Raw genomic sequence first — 16,581 nt, forward strand, 5'->3', positions numbered from 1 at the left:
GAATCCGAACAGCGTATGGTGGTGGGCATGACGGACATGATCCCCACTGAGTTCGAGGTGCTCGACGAGCGGTTCGCCGCGGTCGGCGGAGACGACCAGATCGAGCGGCTCCACACCGGCACGCGCTGGGCCGAGGGCCCGGTCTATTTCCCGGCCGGCCGCTTCCTGGTCTGGAGCGACATCCCCAATGAGCGGATGCTGCGCTGGGACGAGATGACCGGCGCGGTGGGGCCGTTCCGCCAGCCGTCCGGTTATGTCAACGGCAACACCCTCGACCGCGAGGGCCGGTTGATCTCCTGCGAGCAGGGCGCCCGCCGCGTCACCCGTACCGAGCACGACGGGTCGATCACGGTGATCGCCGACCGCTGGGAGGGCAAGCGGTTCAACAGCCCCAACGACGCGGTCGTCCGCTCCGACGGCTCCATCTGGTTCACCGACCCGCCCTACGGCATCATCAGCAACTACGAGGGCGTCGCCGCCGAGCAGGAGATCGACGGCTGTCACGTCTATCGCGCCGATCCGGCGACGGGCGAGGTCCGGATGGTGGCCGGCGACTTCGTCAGGCCCAACGGCCTGGCCTTCTCGCTCGACGAGAGCCGCCTCTACATCGCCGACACCAGGGCCAGGCATCTGCGGGTGTTCGACGTGCGCGACGACGGCACGCTGGAAGGTGGGAAGGTCTTCGCCGAGGGCGCCGAGCAGGACAACTTCGACGGCCTGCGCCTCGACGACACCGGGCGCGTCTGGGCCGCGGCAGGCAAGGCGGTGCTCTGCTACGACTCCGACGGCACGCTGATCGGGCGGCTCAAGCTGCCCGAGTTCGTGGCCAACCTGGTGTTCGGAGGGCTCAAGCGGAACCGGATGTTCATCACGGCCTCGTCCTCGCTCTACTCCCTGATGACGAACGTCACCGGCGCGCGCCCGGTCTGGGCCGGGCGCTAGCCTCACTCCCACCTGAAGAACCGCACGGCCAGCCCGCCGAAGAGCATCAGCCCGCCGGCCACCACCGCCAGGTGCATGAGCTCCGGGGGCTGGCCGGCCCAGGTGTCCTTGAGCGCCTGCGCGAACGGACCGGCCACGGAGAAGTCGCTGACCACGCCCAGCGCGTCGGGCATGAGCTCGCGCGGCAGCCACATTCCCCCCAGGAACATCAGCGGGAACATCACCACCGACCCGATCCCGGGCGCGGCCTTGGCGCTGGGCGCCAGGGCGGCGATCACGAGCCCCATGGCCAGCAGCGCGGCGGTGCCGAGCAGGAAGACGAGGATGAAGCCGGCCCAGTTCCGGGGGGCCGCGGCGCCGAAGACCAGGGAGCCGACCACGATCAGCACCGTGGTGGACAGCGCCCCCACGGCCAGGTTGATCAGGAGTTGCACGGCCAGCAGCCGCGAAGGGTGCACGGGCGTGGTGGACATCCGCCTGAGCACTCCCTGCTCGCGGTAGGCGGCCAGCACCGCCGGCACGACGCTGCAGGCCAGCGTCAGCAGCGCGAGCAGGGTCATCAGGCTCGGCATCTGCGTGTCCACGGCCCGCTCGCCGGTCCCCTCACGCACGGTCATCGCCGGGATGCTGAGGCCGAGCACGACCAGGAGCCCCACCGGCAGCCCGATGGTGAACAGCAGGAACGGCCATTCACGCAGGTGCAGCTTGGTCTCCACGATGAGCATCTTCTTCATGAGAGCTTCCTTCCGGTGAGCGCGAGGAACGCGTCGTCGAGCGTGGCCTGCTCGATGCGCAGGTCTCCGGGCACGATCTGGTGCTGGGCGAGGGCGAGGGTGACCGCGGGGGCGAGGTTGCCCGAGCCGTGGACCACGACCTGGCCGCCGCTCCTGCTGACCTTGCGCACCTCGGGCAGCGCCAGCAGCACGCCGTCATCGACCGGCCCGGACGGTCTGAACCGCACCTGCTGCTCATCGCCCACCAGCGAGATGAGCCCCTGGGGTGTGTCGGTGGCGGCCACCTTGCCCGCGTCGATGAGCGCGAGCCGGTCGCAGAGCCGCTCGGCCTCCTCCATGAAGTGGGTGACCAGCACGATCGTCACGCCCGAGTCGCGTACCTGCTCGACCAGCTCCCACGTGTCCCTGCGGGCCTGCGGGTCGAGCCCGGTCGTCAGCTCGTCGAGCACCGCCACGCGCGGCCGGCCCACGAGCGCGAGCGCCACCGACAGCCGCTGGCGCTGGCCGCCGGACAGCTGCCTGAACTTCGCGTCGCGCTTGTCGGCGAGCCCGACCTGGTCGAGCAGCCCGGACCAGTCGGCGGGGTCGGGGTAGAAGGAGGCGTAGAGATCCATCGCCTCCCACACCTTGATCTTCTCCGGCAGCGCCGAGCTCTGCAGCTGCATGCCCAGCACCCGGCGCAGCTCGGTCCTGTCCCGCTGCGGGTCCAGCCCGGCCACCCGTACGGTGCCGCCGTCCGGCGCCCGGAGCCCGGCCACGCATTCCACCGTGGTGGTCTTGCCCGCGCCGTTCGGGCCGAGGATGCCGAAGATCTCACCCTCGGCCACCTCGAACGACACGTCCTCGACCGCGAGGTGGTTCGGATACTGCTTGCGCAGGTTCCTGACCTCGATGATTTTCATGTCTAGAACGCTAGGAACGCGGTTCTTCGCCGGGAATCCCGCTAGTTGCCGGGCAAGGGTGTACTTAGGTGCAGTGACCAGATCGGCGCGTTGCCGCAGACTGGAGGCATGCTTCGAAGGTTCGGTCAGGTCACGGTGCTGCTGACGCTCACGTTCGTCGAAGTGCCGGTGATCCTGCTGACCGCATTCATGCTGCTGCTGTCGTTCGCGCTCGGCATGGTCTTCCTCTTCCCGGCCCAGGCGATGCTGATCAGGCGGCTGGCCGAGCAGAACAGGCGGCTCCTGCGGAAGTGGACCGGCATCGACATCGAGTCGCCCTACATGCCCAAGCCACTGCCGCCCGTCCGGCAGCCGGACGGGATGTACCGCTCCGACCGGACCCTCTACAAGACCCCGCGGGTGCCGGCCTGGAACGACCGCTGGAAGTGGCTGCTCACCGACCCGGCGACCTGGCGGGACGCGCTCTGGCTGCTGCTGGACCCGGCGGTGAAGCTGGCGCTGGTGCCGCTGCTCATCGTGCTGCCAGAACGCGGCCTGCGCGTCTACGCGACCTGGAGCGACCTGCTGCTCGGCGCCACCGCCAACAGCCGCCTGGCCGGTCAGGTGAGCCACCTCAGGCGCACCCGGAACCTGGCCGCCGACTCCCAGGCGGCCGAGATGCGCAGGATCGAACGCGACCTGCACGACGGCACGCAGGCCAGGCTGGTGGCGATCGGCATGACGATCGGCGCGGTCGAGCAGCTCCTCGACACCGACCCGTCCGCGGCGAAGGCGCTGCTGGCCAAGGCTAGAGACGCCTCCTCCGAGACGCTGACCGAGCTGCGCAGGGTCATCAGGGGCATCCACCCGCCCGTGCTGGCCGAGCGCGGCCTGGGCGACGCCGTACGCGCGCTGGCCATGGACAGCCCCCTGCAGGTCGCCGTGGACGTGGAGCTGCCGCACCGGCCGGACAGCCCCGTGGAGGCGGCGGCGTACTTCGCGGTCAGCGAGCTGCTGTCCAACGCCGCCCGGCACGGTGGCGCGCGGACGGCCGCGGTGGATCTCAGCTCCAACGGCGCCGACCTGCGCATCACGGTCACGGACGACGGCATGGGCGGCGCCGACCCGGCGAAGGGCAGCGGCCTGGCCGGCATCGAACGGCGGCTGGCCGCGTTCGACGGGGTGCTGGCGCTGCACAGCCCGCCCGGCGGCCCCACCACCGTGACGATGGAGCTGCCCCGGGTGCTGCCCGAGCACTGGACGGGCGACCTGCCCAGGCTGCCGCGCTGGAAGGCGGCCGCGGTCATCCTCCTGTGGGCCACGGCCTGGTGCCCGACGTTCCCGCAGGGACTGGTGGCGGGCATCTTCAAGGTGTTCGGCATAGAGGAGAAGACCTGGTTCCTCGCCCTGTACATGCCCGAGATGTGGCAGTGGCCGGTGATCTGCGGAATGATCGCACTCGGTGTCATCATGCATGTACTCGCCATCAGAATCCCCGCGACCCACAACCGGGAGCGCTGGATGATCCAGGCCACTCCGACCAAACCGTGGTGCCCATGAACCGGGTGCTCATCGCAGAGGACCTCTACCTGCTCAGAGACGGGCTGGTCCACCTGCTCCAGGCCCACGGCTTCGCGGTCGTCGGCGCGGTGGAGTCCGGTCCCGAGCTGCTGAAGGGCCTGGTGGAGCTGCGGCCCGACGTCTCGATCGTCGACGTGCGGCTGCCGCCCACGTTCACCGACGAGGGCCTGCAGGCCGCCCTGGAGGCCAGGAAGCAGGTGCCGGGGCTGCCCGTTCTCGTGCTGTCCCAGCACGTCGAACAGCTCTACGCCCGCGAGCTGCTGGCCGACGGCTCGGGCGCGATCGGCTATCTGCTCAAGGACCGGGTCTTCAACGCCGAGCAGTTCATCGACGCCGTACGCCGGGTCGCCGCCGGCGGCACCGCCATGGACCCGGAGGTCATCGCCAAACTCCTGGCCAGCAACGCCAGGAACGAGCCGCTGGCCGCGCTCACGCCCCGCGAGCGTGAGGTGCTGGAGGCCATGGCGGAAGGACGATCCAATGCCGCCATCTCCCAGCGCCTCTATCTCAGCGAGAGCGCCGTGGCCAAGCACACGGCCTCCATCTTCGCCAAGCTCGGCCTCGCCCCTTCCGACGACGACAACCGCCGCGTCCTGGCCGTGCTCGCCTACCTCAACAGCCGTTAGTTGTCGGTAACACCGGCTATTTTCATAGAGGCATGGCACGACGAAGGGGTGGTAACAGGTGAAAATCCGGGTTAACCGCGATGTTCTGGCAGATGCGGTGGCGTGGGCCGCCCGAGTCCTGCCCAGTCGGCCTGTGGTGCCCGTCCTGTCCGGGTTGCTGCTGGAGGCGGGGGAGGACCTTCGCCTGTCGGCGTTCGACTACGACGTCTCCGCGCGGGCCGTGATCGACGCCGAGGTCGCCGAGGAGGGCAGTGTGCTGATCCCCGGCAAGCTGCTGGCCGAGATCAGCAGGAGCCTGCCCGCCGATGACGTGGAGATCGTCACCGAAGGCGCCGAGGCGGTGCTGACCTGTGGCAGCGCGGAGTTCGGGCTGATCACGATGCCGGTCGAAGACTTCCCCACCATGCCCGCGATGCCGCCGGGCATCGGCGCCGTCGGCGGCGGCGTGTTCGCCTCCGCGGTGGGCCAGGTCGCGCCCGCGGCAAGCCGCGACGACACGCTGCCCATGCTGACCGGCATCAGGGTCGACATCGAGGGCGAGACCGTGGCGATGGCGGCGACCGACCGCTACCGCATCGCCGCCCGCGACTTCGCCTGGCGGCCGACCGGCCCCGGCGCCGCGGTCTCCGCCATGGTCCCGGCCCGGGTGCTGGTCGAGATCGCCAAGTCGCTGCGCGGCGGCGAGGTGTCGATCGCGATGGGCGACGGGGTGGCCGGGTTCGAGAGCGTGGGGCGCAGCACGACCGTGCGGCTGCTGGACGAGCAGTTCATCGACTACCGCGCCCGCCTGACCGCCGACTGGTCGATCAGGGCCGACGTGCCGGTGGCGCAGTTCATCAGCGCGATCAAGCGGGTGGCCCTGGTGGCCGAGCGCAACACCGCGATCCGGCTGTCGTTCAGCCAGGGGCAGGTGCTCATCCAGGCGGGCGGCGGCGACATCGGGCGCGGCACCGAGGTGGTCGAGTGCGAGCTGCGCGGCGACGACATCCAGATCGCCTTCCAGTCACACTTCCTGCTCGACGGGCTGGCGGGGGTCGAGAGCGAGCTCGCCGCCATCAACATGGAGTCGCCGACCAGGCCCGCGCTGATCCAGGAGGTGACGGGTGACGCCGAGCCCGCCTTCCGCTACCTGGTCATGTCCCTGCGGCAGGGCTGAGCGCCCGTAGGCCGCCATCAGGCGTCTGTGCCGGGCCGGGTGGTCTGGCGCTCGGCGACCAGCTTGAAGACCCGCTTGAAGTCCGCGTACGCCTGCTCGCCGACGGCCCGCGCGTGCGCGGCCTCCATCGAGGCGAGGATGGCGTCCGACTTGACCAGGTGGTCCCGGCCCTTCTCCGTGGGCACGATCAGCTTGGCCCGGCGATCGGCCGGGTCCGGCCGCCGCTCGACGTAGCCGAGCTCGACCAGCTCGTCCACCAGCGTGCCGATCACCTGCTTGTGCTGCCCCGACTGCGCGGCCAGGTCCGTGGCCCTGCTGCCCTCCTCGTCGAGGTAGGCCAGCACCGCCCCGTGCCGCGGCCGCAGCCCGGGATGCCCCTGCTCGGCCAGCGTGGCGAACAGCTCCCGCTGCAGGCTGAAGAGCGTGCGGCTGGAGAGGACGCCAAGGTCGGGCTCCTCCTGCTTACGCCGGCTCCTGCGCACCGCGCCTCCATATAGTCACTGATTCTTACTATATCGTGGTGGCATGACGACAACGATGGAGTTGACCCGCTTCCGGGTTTCCCCGGAGCATGCCGGCCAGTTGCTGGCGGCCAGGCCGAAGATGATCGCGGACTTCGAGGCGGATCGGGCCGGATTCCTGAGCGGCAGGCTGGTCCGCCTGGCCGGTGACGAGTGGCTTGACATCGTGGAGTGGCGATCGCCTGAAGACTTCGCGGCCTCCCGCGCCAAGGGCGCCAACCTGCCCGGCATCAAGGCCTTCTTCGACCTGATCGACGAGCTCGTGTCCATGGAGGAGGGGACCGTGAGCTGACCGGGCGTGGAGTGCCGCGCGGCCCGATGGCGGGCCGCGCGGTCTCAGGACTCGGTCAGAGCGATGAGGATGTGCTCCATGCAGGCGTGCCCCGCCCGCTCGGCCGCCGTGGCGTCGCCGGCGGCGATGGCCCTGGCGATCGCGTCGTGCGGGATGTAGCTCTTGTTGAGCGACGTCCCCGCGGCCGTGATGCTGGCTCGCAGGGCCGCCGAGAAATCTTCGTACAGGTCGATCAGCACCAGGTTGTGCGTGGCGTGCGCGACGGCCATGTGGAAGGCCAGGTCGGCCTCGACGAAGAAGTCGGGGTCGTCCAGCTCCCATGCCCGGTCGCGCTCGGCCAGCGCCGCCTCGATGCGGACGATGTCCTCATCGGTGCGCCGGGTGGCGGCCAGGCGCGCCGACTCGACCTCCAGCGCACGGCGTACTTCGAGAATTTCGAGCTGCTCCGCCTGGCGCAGACGCCGCAGCATCGCGCCGGACAGCTCGCTGGTCGCGCGGACATAAGTGCCGTCCCCCTGACGGCACTCAAGCAGCCCTGCGTGCGTGAGCGCGCGTACGGCCTCACGAACGGTGTTGCGCCCCACTCCGAGCTGCTCGGCGAGCACCGTCTCGGTGGGGATCTTGCCGTTCATCTGCCACGACCCTGAGGTGATCTGCTCCTTGAGCTGATCGATCACCTGATCGACAAGCGAAGCCCGCTGCGCCGTACGCAGACTCACAGTCCGCCTCCTCCGGGGAAACCAATCATCCTATGAGTCAATGACTGGTAGACCCTAATTATTCCAGACTCAAAAGTCCAAATCTGGAGCTCCCGGAGGTTTAGCGGGACACTGTGGCGTCAACCGTCACCCCTGCCATTGCGGAGCGAACTCCGGCAGCTTCGAGGGCCTTACGATATGCGGCAGCCTGCTGTGCTCTGGACCCGGCCCTGCCATAGAGGTCGCCCAGCTCGCGCCAGCAGCGGGCAGCCTGCCTGTCAGAGCCGAACACCGGCCGGTCGAGCGTGTCGAGCAGCTCGTGAGCGGTGCGCAGATGCGCGGCGGCGTCCTCGCCCTGATCGAGCGCGACCGTGGTCAGCACGAGGTGAGCCTCGGCCGGGGTCGTGCCCGAGCGGTCGTTGGACAGCTCCAGAGCCGTGCGAGCCAGCTCGCCTGCGCGTGCCGGGTCACCGGCCCGCAGGCGCACCCGCGCGTGCACGACGATGCTCTCGCCGTGCTCGCGGCCGGTCGCGGGGAAGGCGGCGAACGCCTCGACCGCACCGGCGATGAGCCGCTCGGCCTCGTCGATCGGCGCCGTGGCCAGCCTGGACCAGTGCATGGCCGCCCTGGCGAGCTGCAACGCGAGCCGGGCCTGGCGGCCCGCCATGATCGCGTCGTCGGCCAGGCGCACGGCCAGCGCGGAGTCCTCGCCGGCGGCCGCCGCGGCACTCGCGTGCCACAGCGCCTGGATCTCTCCGGAACGGTCCACAACGTGCGGAACGCCGGTCGTGTCCAGCACACGCTTGACGTAGCCGAGCTCACGGGAGTCGCTCTCCCGCTCGCTGCGGGCCTCGACGAGCGCGGCGGCCAGGTCGATGGCGACCTCGCCCTGCGTGATGGACAGGCGCTCGGCCTGCTCCAGCGCGTAGGAGGCGAGATCACGGGCGCGCAACCGGTCGCCGGCCCGCTGGTAGCAGCGGCTCAGCGCGATGGTGAGAGGCAGATCGGCCAGCCGCTCAGGGTGGGCGGAAGCCTCCCTGCGCAGGCGCTCGAACGCCTCCACCGCCTGACCGAGGCGACCCTGGGCCTCAAGCGCACGCGCCCTGCCGAACCGCGCGTGCGCGGTCAGCATGGCGTTTTCCTCATCGGCCGCCTTCACGATCTCCGTGAAGCGGTCGGCGGCGACGGACGGGTCACCGTGCTGCAGCTCAAGCTCAGCGTGGCGCAGCCCCAGCTCGGTGTCGATGCGCTGCCGAGGCTCGATCCCGTGAAGGAGGAACTCGGTCGTGCATCCCAATCGCTCGGCAAGAAGGCGGGCCACCACAGGAGTCGGCGTGCGCTTGCCCGACTCTATGAGCGAGACATAACTGTCAGACAGGTCGGGTCCGGCCAGCTGGGCCTGAGACATCCGCCTGTTCAGCCGCAGTCCTCGGACGCGGTCACCGATGGTTCCCTGACTCGGCATCTCATCTCTCAAGGCGGGGAAGGGTCAACAACACGCAATGATTGCATGAAGTGGCCGAATCGGGTATCCCCGCGTGAAGAATTCCCCACGTAGAGATTAATCGTCGCTCTCGTCCTTGCTGGGGAAAAGCATCTGGCAGACCTCGAGGTACAAGGTCTCCGGATACGGAATGTACTCCACCGTGGAGAGTGCCTGGTCCTGTCCGGCTGACTCGAGGATGAACTCACCGTAACCGAGCATGCGCCCAAGGAGAGATCTTTGGAAGCTCATGTCGGTGACCTTGCCCAAGGGCATCATTGCGACTTTACGGGTGATCAGGCCCGTGGTCAGCAGCATTCGCTTGGAAGTCACCACAAAGTAATCGACTGACCACTCCGCGACTTTCCATACGAAACGGATCAGAAGTAGGAGCCACAACCACCAGACGACGACGAGCGCCGTGCCGCCCGCCTCGCCCCCGCCGAAGAACTTGCTGAGCAAGCCGGCGATGACGAGGCCGCCGAAGACCTCCGCCACCGGGCGCAGCAAGATGGCGGGGTGCCGGCGCACCATGATGACCTGTTGTTCGTGGGGGAGGAGGTAGCGGTTGACCGACGACGGAGCAGAGTCCCCGTGGGTCACAAGTCTCATGCGAGCTGGTTCACAAACTGGGCCAACGAGTCGGCCGCGTTGAACACCGTGTCGAACGCCCCTCTGACCGCGTCCGCGGCGTCAGCCGGTCGCGCGAACAGGTAGTACGCCACAAATGCGATACCACCGTATGTGAGGACTTTTTTGACCTGCACTGTCGCCTCCGTGCCACTAACCCACTCCACCCGCCGTATACATTACCCACCCGGATGCCGGGGTAAAGGTAACTTGGCGGGTTAGTTTTGATCTTGCTTAGCCACGTTCGCTGGCCACCAGAGCCAGGACGTGAAGGTGCTTGCGTGCGATGCGCTCGACAAGGCTGGGGTGGGCATAGCCGGTGACCTCCAGCGCGCCGTAGTGCGCAGCCTCGACGCAGCGCGTTACCGTGGTCGTGGAGTGGACGCCGGCGAACTCTTCGCGCAGCACGGCTTCCACCTCCGCGTACGGAGTCGGATCGGCCTCGATGTGATCTTTCACGAGAACACCTCGGCACTGGGCATGTCGCTCATCGTGTCCCCCACGCGCATGCGGAAGTTGCCTTCCTGTCTCTTCGTACCCACCCAACCACAGTATGTAACGAAGTGATGACTGCGCGTAACGAGATGAGGACTTGAGGCGTGGCTCAGACGACGCCGTAGAGGCGGTCGCCCGCGTCGCCGAGCCCTGGAACGATGTAGCCGCTCTCATTGAGGCGCTCGTCCAGCGCGGCGGTCACGACGCGGATCGGCTTGCCGGAGTTCGCGAACACCTTGTCCATGTGGGCCAGGCCCTCGGGGGCGGCGAGCAGGCAGATGGCCGTGACGTCCACCGCGCCCCGGTCGAACAGGAACTGCACGGCCGCCGCCAGCGTGCCGCCGGTGGCCAGCATCGGGTCGACCACGAAGCACTGCCGGCCCGACAGGTCGTCGGGCAGCCGCGTGGCGTACGTCTCGGCCTGCAGCGTGGACTCGTTGCGGATCATGCCGAGGAACCCGACCTCGGCGGTGGGCAGCAGCCGCGTCATGCCGTCGAGCATGCCGAGCCCGGCGCGCAGGATGGGCACGACCAGGGGATACGGCTTGGACAGCCGGACGCCGTGGGCGGGCGAGACGGGCGTCTCGACCGTGACCTCGCTGACGCGCACGTCGCGGGTGGCCTCGTACGCCAGCAGCGTCACCAGCTCGTCCGCGAGCCTGCGGAAGGTCGGCGAGTCGGTGCGGACATCGCGCAGCGTGGTGAGCTTGTGAGCCACGAGCGGATGATCGACGACGAGGGTTTCCATAAGGGACAACGCTATCTTGTGAGGAACGTGGGCGCAGTCTCCGCGACCTGTGGCTTCGCCACTTGCGCGCGGGGGCGCTGGACGCCGTCCACCCTATCCGCAGCACGAGTCTTTGGGTTTTGATCACAATTTGGTCGGAGAGGCACACGCCCGGTGGCTGGTTCTGGAACGATTGGGTCTTGGTGATATCTGTCGTGTCAGGAGTCGGGTGGGGATGGCGATGACAGACGAGGACGCTCTTGACTTCGCCATCGTGGTTTATCGCGAGGACGGTTGCTGGGACGCGGAGCTGCTGCCTGTCGCGCTCACGTCCGACCTCGAAGGGCTGATCCATGCCCTGAAGCAGCAGCCCAGCGAGAGCGGGACGATCGGGCTGGTCGCCGTGGGAGACGAGTTCTTCGTGGCGCTGCGCGTCCTGCGTGAGCGGGTGGAGGTGTTCCTCTCCGACATCGCCGCCTCCTGGGACTTCCCGCTGGCACGTCAGGTCCTCGAATACCTCGACGTCCCCGTGCCGGACGAGGAGGAGCTCGACGAGATCCTCCAGGACGAGGAGACGGTGCTGCCGGCGGGAGATCTCTCGATCTTCGCCGACCTCGGGTTGGACGAGATGGAGCTGGGCATCCTTTCCGGCGACATTGATCTGCTGCCCGAAGATGTGCTGTCCAGCATCGCCGCGCGGCTCGGGTTCTCCGAGCCGTTCGAGCGTGCCATCGAATCGGTCTTCGGCTGACCCCCTGGAGCGACGGACATGGCGTCCAACACCTTCTCTGCGGCTTTTGTCAGGACTTCCGGCGGTTGGAGCGGGGCTGAAGTCGATCTGGGCGACGCCGAGATCGTCGACGACCTCGGTGACGCGGTGACGGAGGCGCTCAACCTGGCGGGCGACGAGCTGGCCCTGCTCTGCGTCGAGGTCGAGGACGAATGGTTCGCCATCGCCCGCTACCGGGGCGAGGAGGAGCCGCGCGTGTTCCTGTCGGACGCGCACGCGATATTTTCCGACCGTCTGGGCGAGCTGTTCGCCGAGTTCGCCGGGGTGGTGCCCGACAAGGAGAGCAACGGGCTCGGGGTGCGGCCCACCGGGGACTTCGAGCTGCTCAGCGATCTCGGGGTGAGCTCTGAGGAGCTGCTTGAGCTGAGCGTGGAAGAGGGCATGCTGCCCGCCGACATCCTGTCGGTGCTCGCCGAGCGGCTGTCGTTCGCCGACGAGCTCGACCGGTTGCGTTGACCGTTCCCGTGGTTCCCGCTTCGACCGTTCCCGCTTCGATCGTTCCAGGCGGGAGGTCGCGGTGAACCACGAGGAGGCCATGCGCCTGGCCCTGGCGGAGGCCGGCACGGCCGCCGCCAGGGGCGAGATCCCCGTGGGGGCGGTGGTGCTCGACCCGCTCGGCGAGGTCCTGTCCATGGCGGGCAACGATCGCGAGTCCGCCGCGGACCCGACGGCCCACGCCGAGGTGCTGGCGCTCAGGCGGGCCGCGGAGCTGCGCGGGCAGTGGCGGCTGAGCGGGTGCACGCTCGTGGTGACCCTGGAGCCCTGCACGATGTGCGCGGGGGCCGCGGTGCTGTCCAGGGTGGCCAGGCTCGTGTACGGCGCCGTCGACGAGAAGGGCGGGGCCGTGGGGTCGCTGTGGGACGTCGTACGCGATCGCCGGCTCAACCATCGGCCCGAGGTCGTCATGGGGGTTCTGGACGAGGAGTGCTCGGACGTACTAAAGCGGTTCTTCGCTACCCGGAGGATCCGGTAAGCTCGTGCGCGGTGGTGTCGCCTAGTGGCCGAGGGCGCACGCCTCGAAAGCGTGTGATGGGGCAACTCATCCGTGGGTTCAAATCCCACCACCACCGCCACATTGGGGCCTCTGACCCGTAGCAACGGGTCGGGGGCCCTTCGCATGCGCTTCGTGCGGGCGTCCGGGTCCGGCTGCCGCGGCCCCCGTCGACCGCGGCAGTGGGCCGATCACGCGTCAGTTCGTGGAGATCTCAAGGTGATAGTCCGCCCCGTTGCGGGACCAGGGCTTGCCGCTCCAGGCGGTGCACCGCGAGGCCCCCTCCCACTGCTTCCCGACGGCCATGCAGGCCTTGTAGCCCGCGGTGGTCTTCGGATAAGCCGCGACGAACTCCCAGTGCGGCGCCGTGCTCGTGGCGCCGGCCGGCGCAGACGCGGACGCGCTGAAGGTGACCGCTGACGCCACGGCAACCGCCACGCTCATGATCTTGTTACGCATAGAGAGACGTCGCTTTCCTCGACTACGCGGAAAGTGCCGCCGTCAAGGCTTCCGAGACGCTTCTCCTTCGCTTCCGGTCGAAAATGATGTTGGAAAACGCTGCTGGGACGCCCTACTGGCTGACATATAAAAGGGAGCCGCGAATCGCGGCTCCCTTTTTTCGCGGGCTTTCTCAGTTGGGCAGCTCCAGGACCCTGGCGTGCAGGATCGATCGTTGATGCAGGGCCGCCCGCAACGCGCGGTGCAGGCCGTCCTCCAGATAGAGCTCGTTCTGCCACTGCACCACGTGCGGGAAAAGATCCCCGTAGAAGGTGGAGTCGGCGGCGAGCAGCGAGTGCAGGTCCAGCATGGCCTTCGTGGTGATCAACGAGTCGAGCCGGACCTGCCGTGGAGGGATCTGCGCCCACTCTCGGTGCGTCAGACCGTGGTCGGGATAAGGGCGTCCGTCGCCGACAAGCTTGAAGATCACCCCCCCGATTTTAGGAGAGAATTCGAATCCTCGCGCTCTCCGGCCCGCTCAGCGCAGCTCGGACTGCGCGCAGTCGGCTGGACCGCCGTTTTTGTAGCCGCGCTGGAAGGCGTTGACGCGTTGCTCGGAGCTGCCGTGGGTGAACGATTCAGGATCGATTCTGCCGGTGCTGCGTTGCTGGATTCTGTCGTCGCCGACCGCGGCCGCCGCGTCGAGGGCTTCGGCGATATCCGCGTTCGTGAAGGGTTTTTCGTAGAACCCGGTCTTGACCGCGTTCCGCGCCCAGACGCCCGCGTAGCAGTCCGCCTGGAGCTCGACGGAGACCGAGCTGCCCGATTCGAGGGCGCCGAGCAGGTTCTGGACGTGGTGGCCGTATTCGTGGGCGATCACGTATGCCTGGGCGAAGGGGCCGCCCTTGGCGCCGAACTGGGTGTGGAGCTGGTCGAAGAAGCTCAGGTCGAGGTAGACGCGCTGGTCGCCGGGGCAGTAGAAGGGGCCGACGGAGGAGTCGGCCGAGCCGCAGCCCGTGTTTAAGCGGCCGGAGTACAGGACGGTCTTGGCCGGTCGATATTCGGAAATTTCGCGTTTCCAGTAGTCCTGGATGCTGTTGACCACGCCCACCACGCGGCACCGTTCGGACTGGTCGGCGTCCTTGCCCGTCTGGCACTGCTCGGAGAGGTTGGACGGCGGCCGGCGCTGGGCGGGCTCGGCGTCGCCGCCCACGTTGTTCAGCACGAACACCAGCACGAGCGCGATCAGGCTGACGATGCCACCGCCACCGATGATCATGCCGCCGGGAAAGCCGCCGCCACCGCCTCCGCCGCTTCCTCCGGCGTCCTCCACCTGGGAGGCGTCGAGGTTGACGTCGTCTCTGAAGTCCATGCTGAGGTCCCTTCTGGGGTGCTGCCCGAAAGACAACTTCCCCGAAGAACCGCTCAGATGCCACCCGAGAACGTGTCGCACCGCATGGGGTCGCCGCTGTCGTAGCCGGTGCTGAACCACTTCTCGCGCTGCTGCGAGGTGCCGTGCGTGAAGGCGTCGGGGGTCACGCGGCCCTGCGAGCGCCGCTGGATGCTGTCGTCGCCGACCGCCGCCGCCGCGCTCAGCGCCTGGTCGATGTCGCTCTGGGTGAACGGCTCGCGGTAGAAGCCGGTCTTGACCGCGTTGTGCGCCCAGACGCCGGCGTAGCAGTCGGCCTGGAGCTCAAGGCGTACGGACGGGCTCTTGGCGCCGGGGCGGCTGTTGTCGCTGACCCTGTTCATGGTGCCGAGCAGGTTCTGGACGTGGTGGCCGTACTCGTGGGCGACCACGTACGCCTGCGCGAACGGCCCGCCCTCCGCCCCGAAGTCCCGCTGGAGCGTGTTGAAGAACGACAGGTCCAGGTAGACCTTGCGATCGGCGGGACAGTAGAAGGGGCCCACGGCGGAGTCGGCCGCGCCGCAGCCGGTGTTGACCGCCCGCGAGAAGAGCACCGTCTTGGCCGGTGTGTACGCCTTGCGGCCCCGCTCCTGGAACGCCTGCCGCCAGTAGGACTGGATGCTGTTCACCGTGCCGACGATCCGGCAGTCCTCCGACTGGTCGGCGTCCGCGCCGGTCTTGCAGCGCTCGGCCAGGTTGCCGGAGGGGGGCAGCGACTGCGGAGGGCTCGGCTGCTGGCCACCCTGCTGGCCACCCTGTTGCCCGCCCTCGTCGCCGCTGAACGGCGAAGGGACGAGCTTGAACAGGAACAGCCCGGCCACCGCCAGCACCAGCAGCAGGCAGCCGCCGCCACGGCCGCCGATGGGCAGCATGCACCCGCCCGGCATCCCGCCGCCACCGCCACCGCGCCCGCCTCCGCCCTGCGGGCCCGAAGCTCGTACGTCCTCGACCTGTGACGGGTCGAGTGGCGCATCGTCGTCGAACTGCATGTGTCCCCCCGATGCACTTCTCCCCCGTAGCGCGGTGAATACGCACCGTAATGAACAGTGGACAATAGGTATGATTTTTACGGATATGTCGGTTAACCTGCGGCTATGACGGCAGGGTTGATGGGGATCGCGCTGGTTTCGCTGGGCATGGTGCTGACGCCCGGCCCGAACATGATCTATCTGGTCTCGCGATCGATCACGCAGGGCCGCCGGGCCGGCCTGATCTCGCTGACCGGCGTCTTCCTCGGGTTCACCGCTTATCTGGCCGCGACGTGCCTCGGGCTGACGGCCATCTTCGCGTTTGTCCCCGCCGCGTACACGGGGCTCAAGCTGGCGGGGGCGGCGTACCTGCTCTGGCTGGCCTGGAACGCCGTCAGGCCGGGCGGCGCGTCGGCCTTCCAGCCGCGCGAGCTCGCGGTCGAGCCGCCGCGCAGGCTGTTCGGGATGGGCCTGATCACCTGCCTGCTGAACCCCAAGATCGCCATCCTGTACCTGTCGCTGCTCCCGCAGTTCATCGACCCGTCGATGGGGCATGTGCTGCTGCAGAGCCTGGCGCTCGGATCCGTGCAGATCGTGGTCGGCACCCTGGTCAACGCTCTGATCGCGATCTCGGCGGGCAGCCTGGCCGCGTTCCTCGCGCGCCGCCCGGTCTGGCTGCGCATCCAGCGCTACGCCACCGGCACGGTGCTCGGGATCTTCGCCGTCCACATGGCGACCGACCGCTCCAAGGCCCTCGTGGCCGCCTGAGCGAGCGGGCCCTCAGTACGGGGGCCCGCCCGGTTTCACCGGTCGAACCACATCGCGGACGATGACCTGCACAACTGCGCGAACACCACGCCTGCCAGCAGCACGCCGAGCAGGTTGCCGAAGCTGACGCCGTCCACGAGGTTCCAGATGCCCAGAAGCACGAGCAGGACCTCGACGACCAGCCCGAAGGCGCGTACCCAGCCACGGCGAGAGGGAATTCTCATCGCCAGGAACCCGATCAGCAGGACCGTGGCCAGCGGGATGGAGAGCGCGAGGATCACAGCGCCGCCTACGGCGCTGACCGGGGCACTCCCCAGCAGGATGAACAGCAGGAACAAACCGACCAGACCCAGCACCGCCTGGATCCACATGCAGATCCTCGCGACGGACACGGACTGCGGCATCGCCTCGATGCTGTAAGGCTCGGACATGCGAGCCTCCCATTCAGGGGC

The 16,581-nt window shown here is 68.5% G+C and carries 22 protein-coding genes and 1 tRNA gene; 10 read left to right on the forward strand and 13 right to left on the reverse strand.

Annotation, left to right across the window (positions count from 1 at the left end; all coding sequences use genetic code 11):
- The first annotated feature begins 27 nt into the window (after positions 1-27).
- A complete protein-coding gene (locus ABEA43_RS11290) occupies positions 28-942 on the forward strand; it encodes an SMP-30/gluconolactonase/LRE family protein (protein ID WP_345560929.1) in 915 nt (304 codons plus the stop codon).
- A 2-nt stretch (positions 943-944) separates the two neighbouring features.
- Here the strand turns inward: ABEA43_RS11290 and ABEA43_RS11295 are convergent, their stop codons facing one another.
- Positions 945-1,676, reverse strand: coding sequence for an ABC transporter permease (locus ABEA43_RS11295; RefSeq protein ID WP_345560930.1), 732 nt, complete (start codon positions 1,674-1,676; stop codon positions 945-947).
- The gene (locus ABEA43_RS11300) at positions 1,673-2,578 is read right to left on the reverse strand and encodes an ABC transporter ATP-binding protein (protein WP_345560931.1); all 906 of its coding nucleotides are present in this window, start codon (positions 2,576-2,578) and stop codon (positions 1,673-1,675) included. The genes ABEA43_RS11295 and ABEA43_RS11300 overlap by 4 nt, the downstream gene beginning before the upstream one ends.
- 108 nt (positions 2,579-2,686) lie before the next feature.
- Here ABEA43_RS11300 and ABEA43_RS11305 point away from each other — a divergent pair, with 108 nt between their 5' ends.
- The 3 genes from ABEA43_RS11305 to dnaN are packed head-to-tail and all read left to right on the forward strand — an operon-like array spanning position 2,687 to position 5,920.
- Positions 2,687-4,117, forward strand: a complete 1,431-nt coding sequence (locus ABEA43_RS11305) for a sensor histidine kinase (RefSeq protein WP_345560932.1) — start codon at positions 2,687-2,689, stop codon at positions 4,115-4,117.
- Positions 4,114-4,764, forward strand: coding sequence for a response regulator transcription factor (locus tag ABEA43_RS11310; protein ID WP_345560933.1), 651 nt, complete (start codon positions 4,114-4,116; stop codon positions 4,762-4,764). Before ABEA43_RS11305 ends, ABEA43_RS11310 begins: the two co-directional genes overlap by 4 nt.
- 58 nt (positions 4,765-4,822) lie before the next feature.
- Positions 4,823-5,920, forward strand: a complete 1,098-nt coding sequence (gene dnaN / locus ABEA43_RS11315) for a DNA polymerase III subunit beta (protein WP_345560935.1) — start codon at positions 4,823-4,825, stop codon at positions 5,918-5,920.
- Positions 5,921-5,937: 17 nt separating this feature from the next.
- Here the strand turns inward: dnaN and ABEA43_RS11320 are convergent, their stop codons facing one another.
- Positions 5,938-6,402 carry a MarR family winged helix-turn-helix transcriptional regulator gene (locus ABEA43_RS11320; RefSeq protein ID WP_345560937.1) on the reverse strand — a complete coding sequence of 155 codons (465 nt, stop codon included), beginning with the start codon at positions 6,400-6,402 and terminating at the stop codon, positions 5,938-5,940.
- A gap of 43 nt (positions 6,403-6,445) precedes the next feature.
- On the opposite strand from ABEA43_RS11320, the gene ABEA43_RS11325 reads away from it, so the two are divergent.
- On the forward strand, positions 6,446-6,733 hold the full coding sequence (locus tag ABEA43_RS11325) for an antibiotic biosynthesis monooxygenase family protein (protein ID WP_345560939.1): 288 nt from the start codon (positions 6,446-6,448) through the stop codon (positions 6,731-6,733).
- 44 nt (positions 6,734-6,777) lie between these two features.
- On the opposite strand, the gene ABEA43_RS11330 is transcribed toward ABEA43_RS11325, so the two are convergent.
- The 5 genes from ABEA43_RS11330 to upp form a co-directional block, all read right to left on the reverse strand.
- The gene (locus ABEA43_RS11330; protein WP_345560941.1) at positions 6,778-7,452 is read right to left on the reverse strand and encodes a FadR/GntR family transcriptional regulator; all 675 of its coding nucleotides are present in this window, start codon (positions 7,450-7,452) and stop codon (positions 6,778-6,780) included.
- Positions 7,453-7,552: 100 nt separating this feature from the next.
- Entirely contained in the window at positions 7,553-8,896 is a 1,344-nt protein-coding gene (locus tag ABEA43_RS11335) for a helix-turn-helix domain-containing protein (protein ID WP_345560942.1), read from the reverse strand.
- A gap of 96 nt (positions 8,897-8,992) precedes the next feature.
- The gene (locus ABEA43_RS11340) at positions 8,993-9,526 is read right to left on the reverse strand and encodes a PH domain-containing protein (protein WP_345560943.1); all 534 of its coding nucleotides are present in this window, start codon (positions 9,524-9,526) and stop codon (positions 8,993-8,995) included.
- Positions 9,527-9,778: 252 nt separating this feature from the next.
- On the reverse strand, positions 9,779-10,003 hold the full coding sequence (locus ABEA43_RS11345; protein ID WP_345560944.1) for a hypothetical protein: 225 nt from the start codon (positions 10,001-10,003) through the stop codon (positions 9,779-9,781).
- Between the two features lie 145 nt (positions 10,004-10,148).
- Positions 10,149-10,787 carry a uracil phosphoribosyltransferase gene (upp, locus tag ABEA43_RS11350; protein WP_345560945.1) on the reverse strand — a complete coding sequence of 213 codons (639 nt, stop codon included), beginning with the start codon at positions 10,785-10,787 and terminating at the stop codon, positions 10,149-10,151.
- 214 nt (positions 10,788-11,001) lie between these two features.
- On the opposite strand from upp, the gene ABEA43_RS11355 reads away from it, so the two are divergent.
- The 4 genes from ABEA43_RS11355 to ABEA43_RS11370 all read left to right on the forward strand — a co-directional run bounded on the left by ABEA43_RS11355 (position 11,002) and on the right by ABEA43_RS11370 (position 12,629).
- The gene (locus ABEA43_RS11355) at positions 11,002-11,517 is read left to right on the forward strand and encodes a tRNA adenosine deaminase-associated protein (RefSeq protein WP_425570231.1); all 516 of its coding nucleotides are present in this window, start codon (positions 11,002-11,004) and stop codon (positions 11,515-11,517) included.
- Between the two features lie 18 nt (positions 11,518-11,535).
- Complete coding sequence (locus ABEA43_RS11360; protein ID WP_345560947.1) at positions 11,536-12,012, forward strand: tRNA adenosine deaminase-associated protein; 477 nt, start codon at positions 11,536-11,538, stop codon at positions 12,010-12,012.
- Between the two features lie 61 nt (positions 12,013-12,073).
- Complete coding sequence (gene tadA, locus ABEA43_RS11365; protein WP_345560949.1) at positions 12,074-12,529, forward strand: tRNA adenosine(34) deaminase TadA; 456 nt, start codon at positions 12,074-12,076, stop codon at positions 12,527-12,529.
- Between the two features lie 10 nt (positions 12,530-12,539).
- Positions 12,540-12,629: transfer RNA gene (locus ABEA43_RS11370), tRNA-Ser, on the forward strand.
- Positions 12,630-12,745: 116 nt separating this feature from the next.
- Here ABEA43_RS11370 and ABEA43_RS11375 read toward each other — a convergent pair.
- The 4 genes from ABEA43_RS11375 to ypfJ (ABEA43_RS11390) all read right to left on the reverse strand — a co-directional run bounded on the left by ABEA43_RS11375 (position 12,746) and on the right by ypfJ (ABEA43_RS11390) (position 15,382).
- On the reverse strand, positions 12,746-13,006 hold the full coding sequence (locus ABEA43_RS11375) for a hypothetical protein (protein WP_345560951.1): 261 nt from the start codon (positions 13,004-13,006) through the stop codon (positions 12,746-12,748).
- 172 nt (positions 13,007-13,178) lie between these two features.
- The gene (locus ABEA43_RS11380) at positions 13,179-13,475 is read right to left on the reverse strand and encodes a type II toxin-antitoxin system VapB family antitoxin (RefSeq protein WP_345560954.1); all 297 of its coding nucleotides are present in this window, start codon (positions 13,473-13,475) and stop codon (positions 13,179-13,181) included.
- Positions 13,476-13,523: 48 nt separating this feature from the next.
- Positions 13,524-14,357: a KPN_02809 family neutral zinc metallopeptidase gene (ypfJ, locus tag ABEA43_RS11385; RefSeq protein WP_345560955.1), complete on the reverse strand. Its 834-nt coding sequence runs from the start codon at positions 14,355-14,357 to the stop codon at positions 13,524-13,526.
- A 53-nt stretch (positions 14,358-14,410) separates the two neighbouring features.
- Entirely contained in the window at positions 14,411-15,382 is a 972-nt protein-coding gene (ypfJ, locus tag ABEA43_RS11390) for a KPN_02809 family neutral zinc metallopeptidase (RefSeq protein WP_345560957.1), read from the reverse strand.
- A gap of 105 nt (positions 15,383-15,487) precedes the next feature.
- On the opposite strand from ypfJ (ABEA43_RS11390), the gene ABEA43_RS11395 reads away from it, so the two are divergent.
- Positions 15,488-16,129, forward strand: a complete 642-nt coding sequence (locus ABEA43_RS11395) for a LysE family translocator (protein WP_345560959.1) — start codon at positions 15,488-15,490, stop codon at positions 16,127-16,129.
- Positions 16,130-16,164: 35 nt separating this feature from the next.
- Here ABEA43_RS11395 and ABEA43_RS11400 read toward each other — a convergent pair whose 3' ends face one another.
- Positions 16,165-16,560, reverse strand: coding sequence for a hypothetical protein (locus ABEA43_RS11400; RefSeq protein WP_345560960.1), 396 nt, complete (start codon positions 16,558-16,560; stop codon positions 16,165-16,167).
- Between the last annotated feature and the right edge of the window lie 21 nt (positions 16,561-16,581).

Source organism: Nonomuraea rosea, assembly GCF_039539705.1.
Classification (GTDB): domain Bacteria; phylum Actinomycetota; class Actinomycetes; order Streptosporangiales; family Streptosporangiaceae; genus Nonomuraea; species Nonomuraea rosea.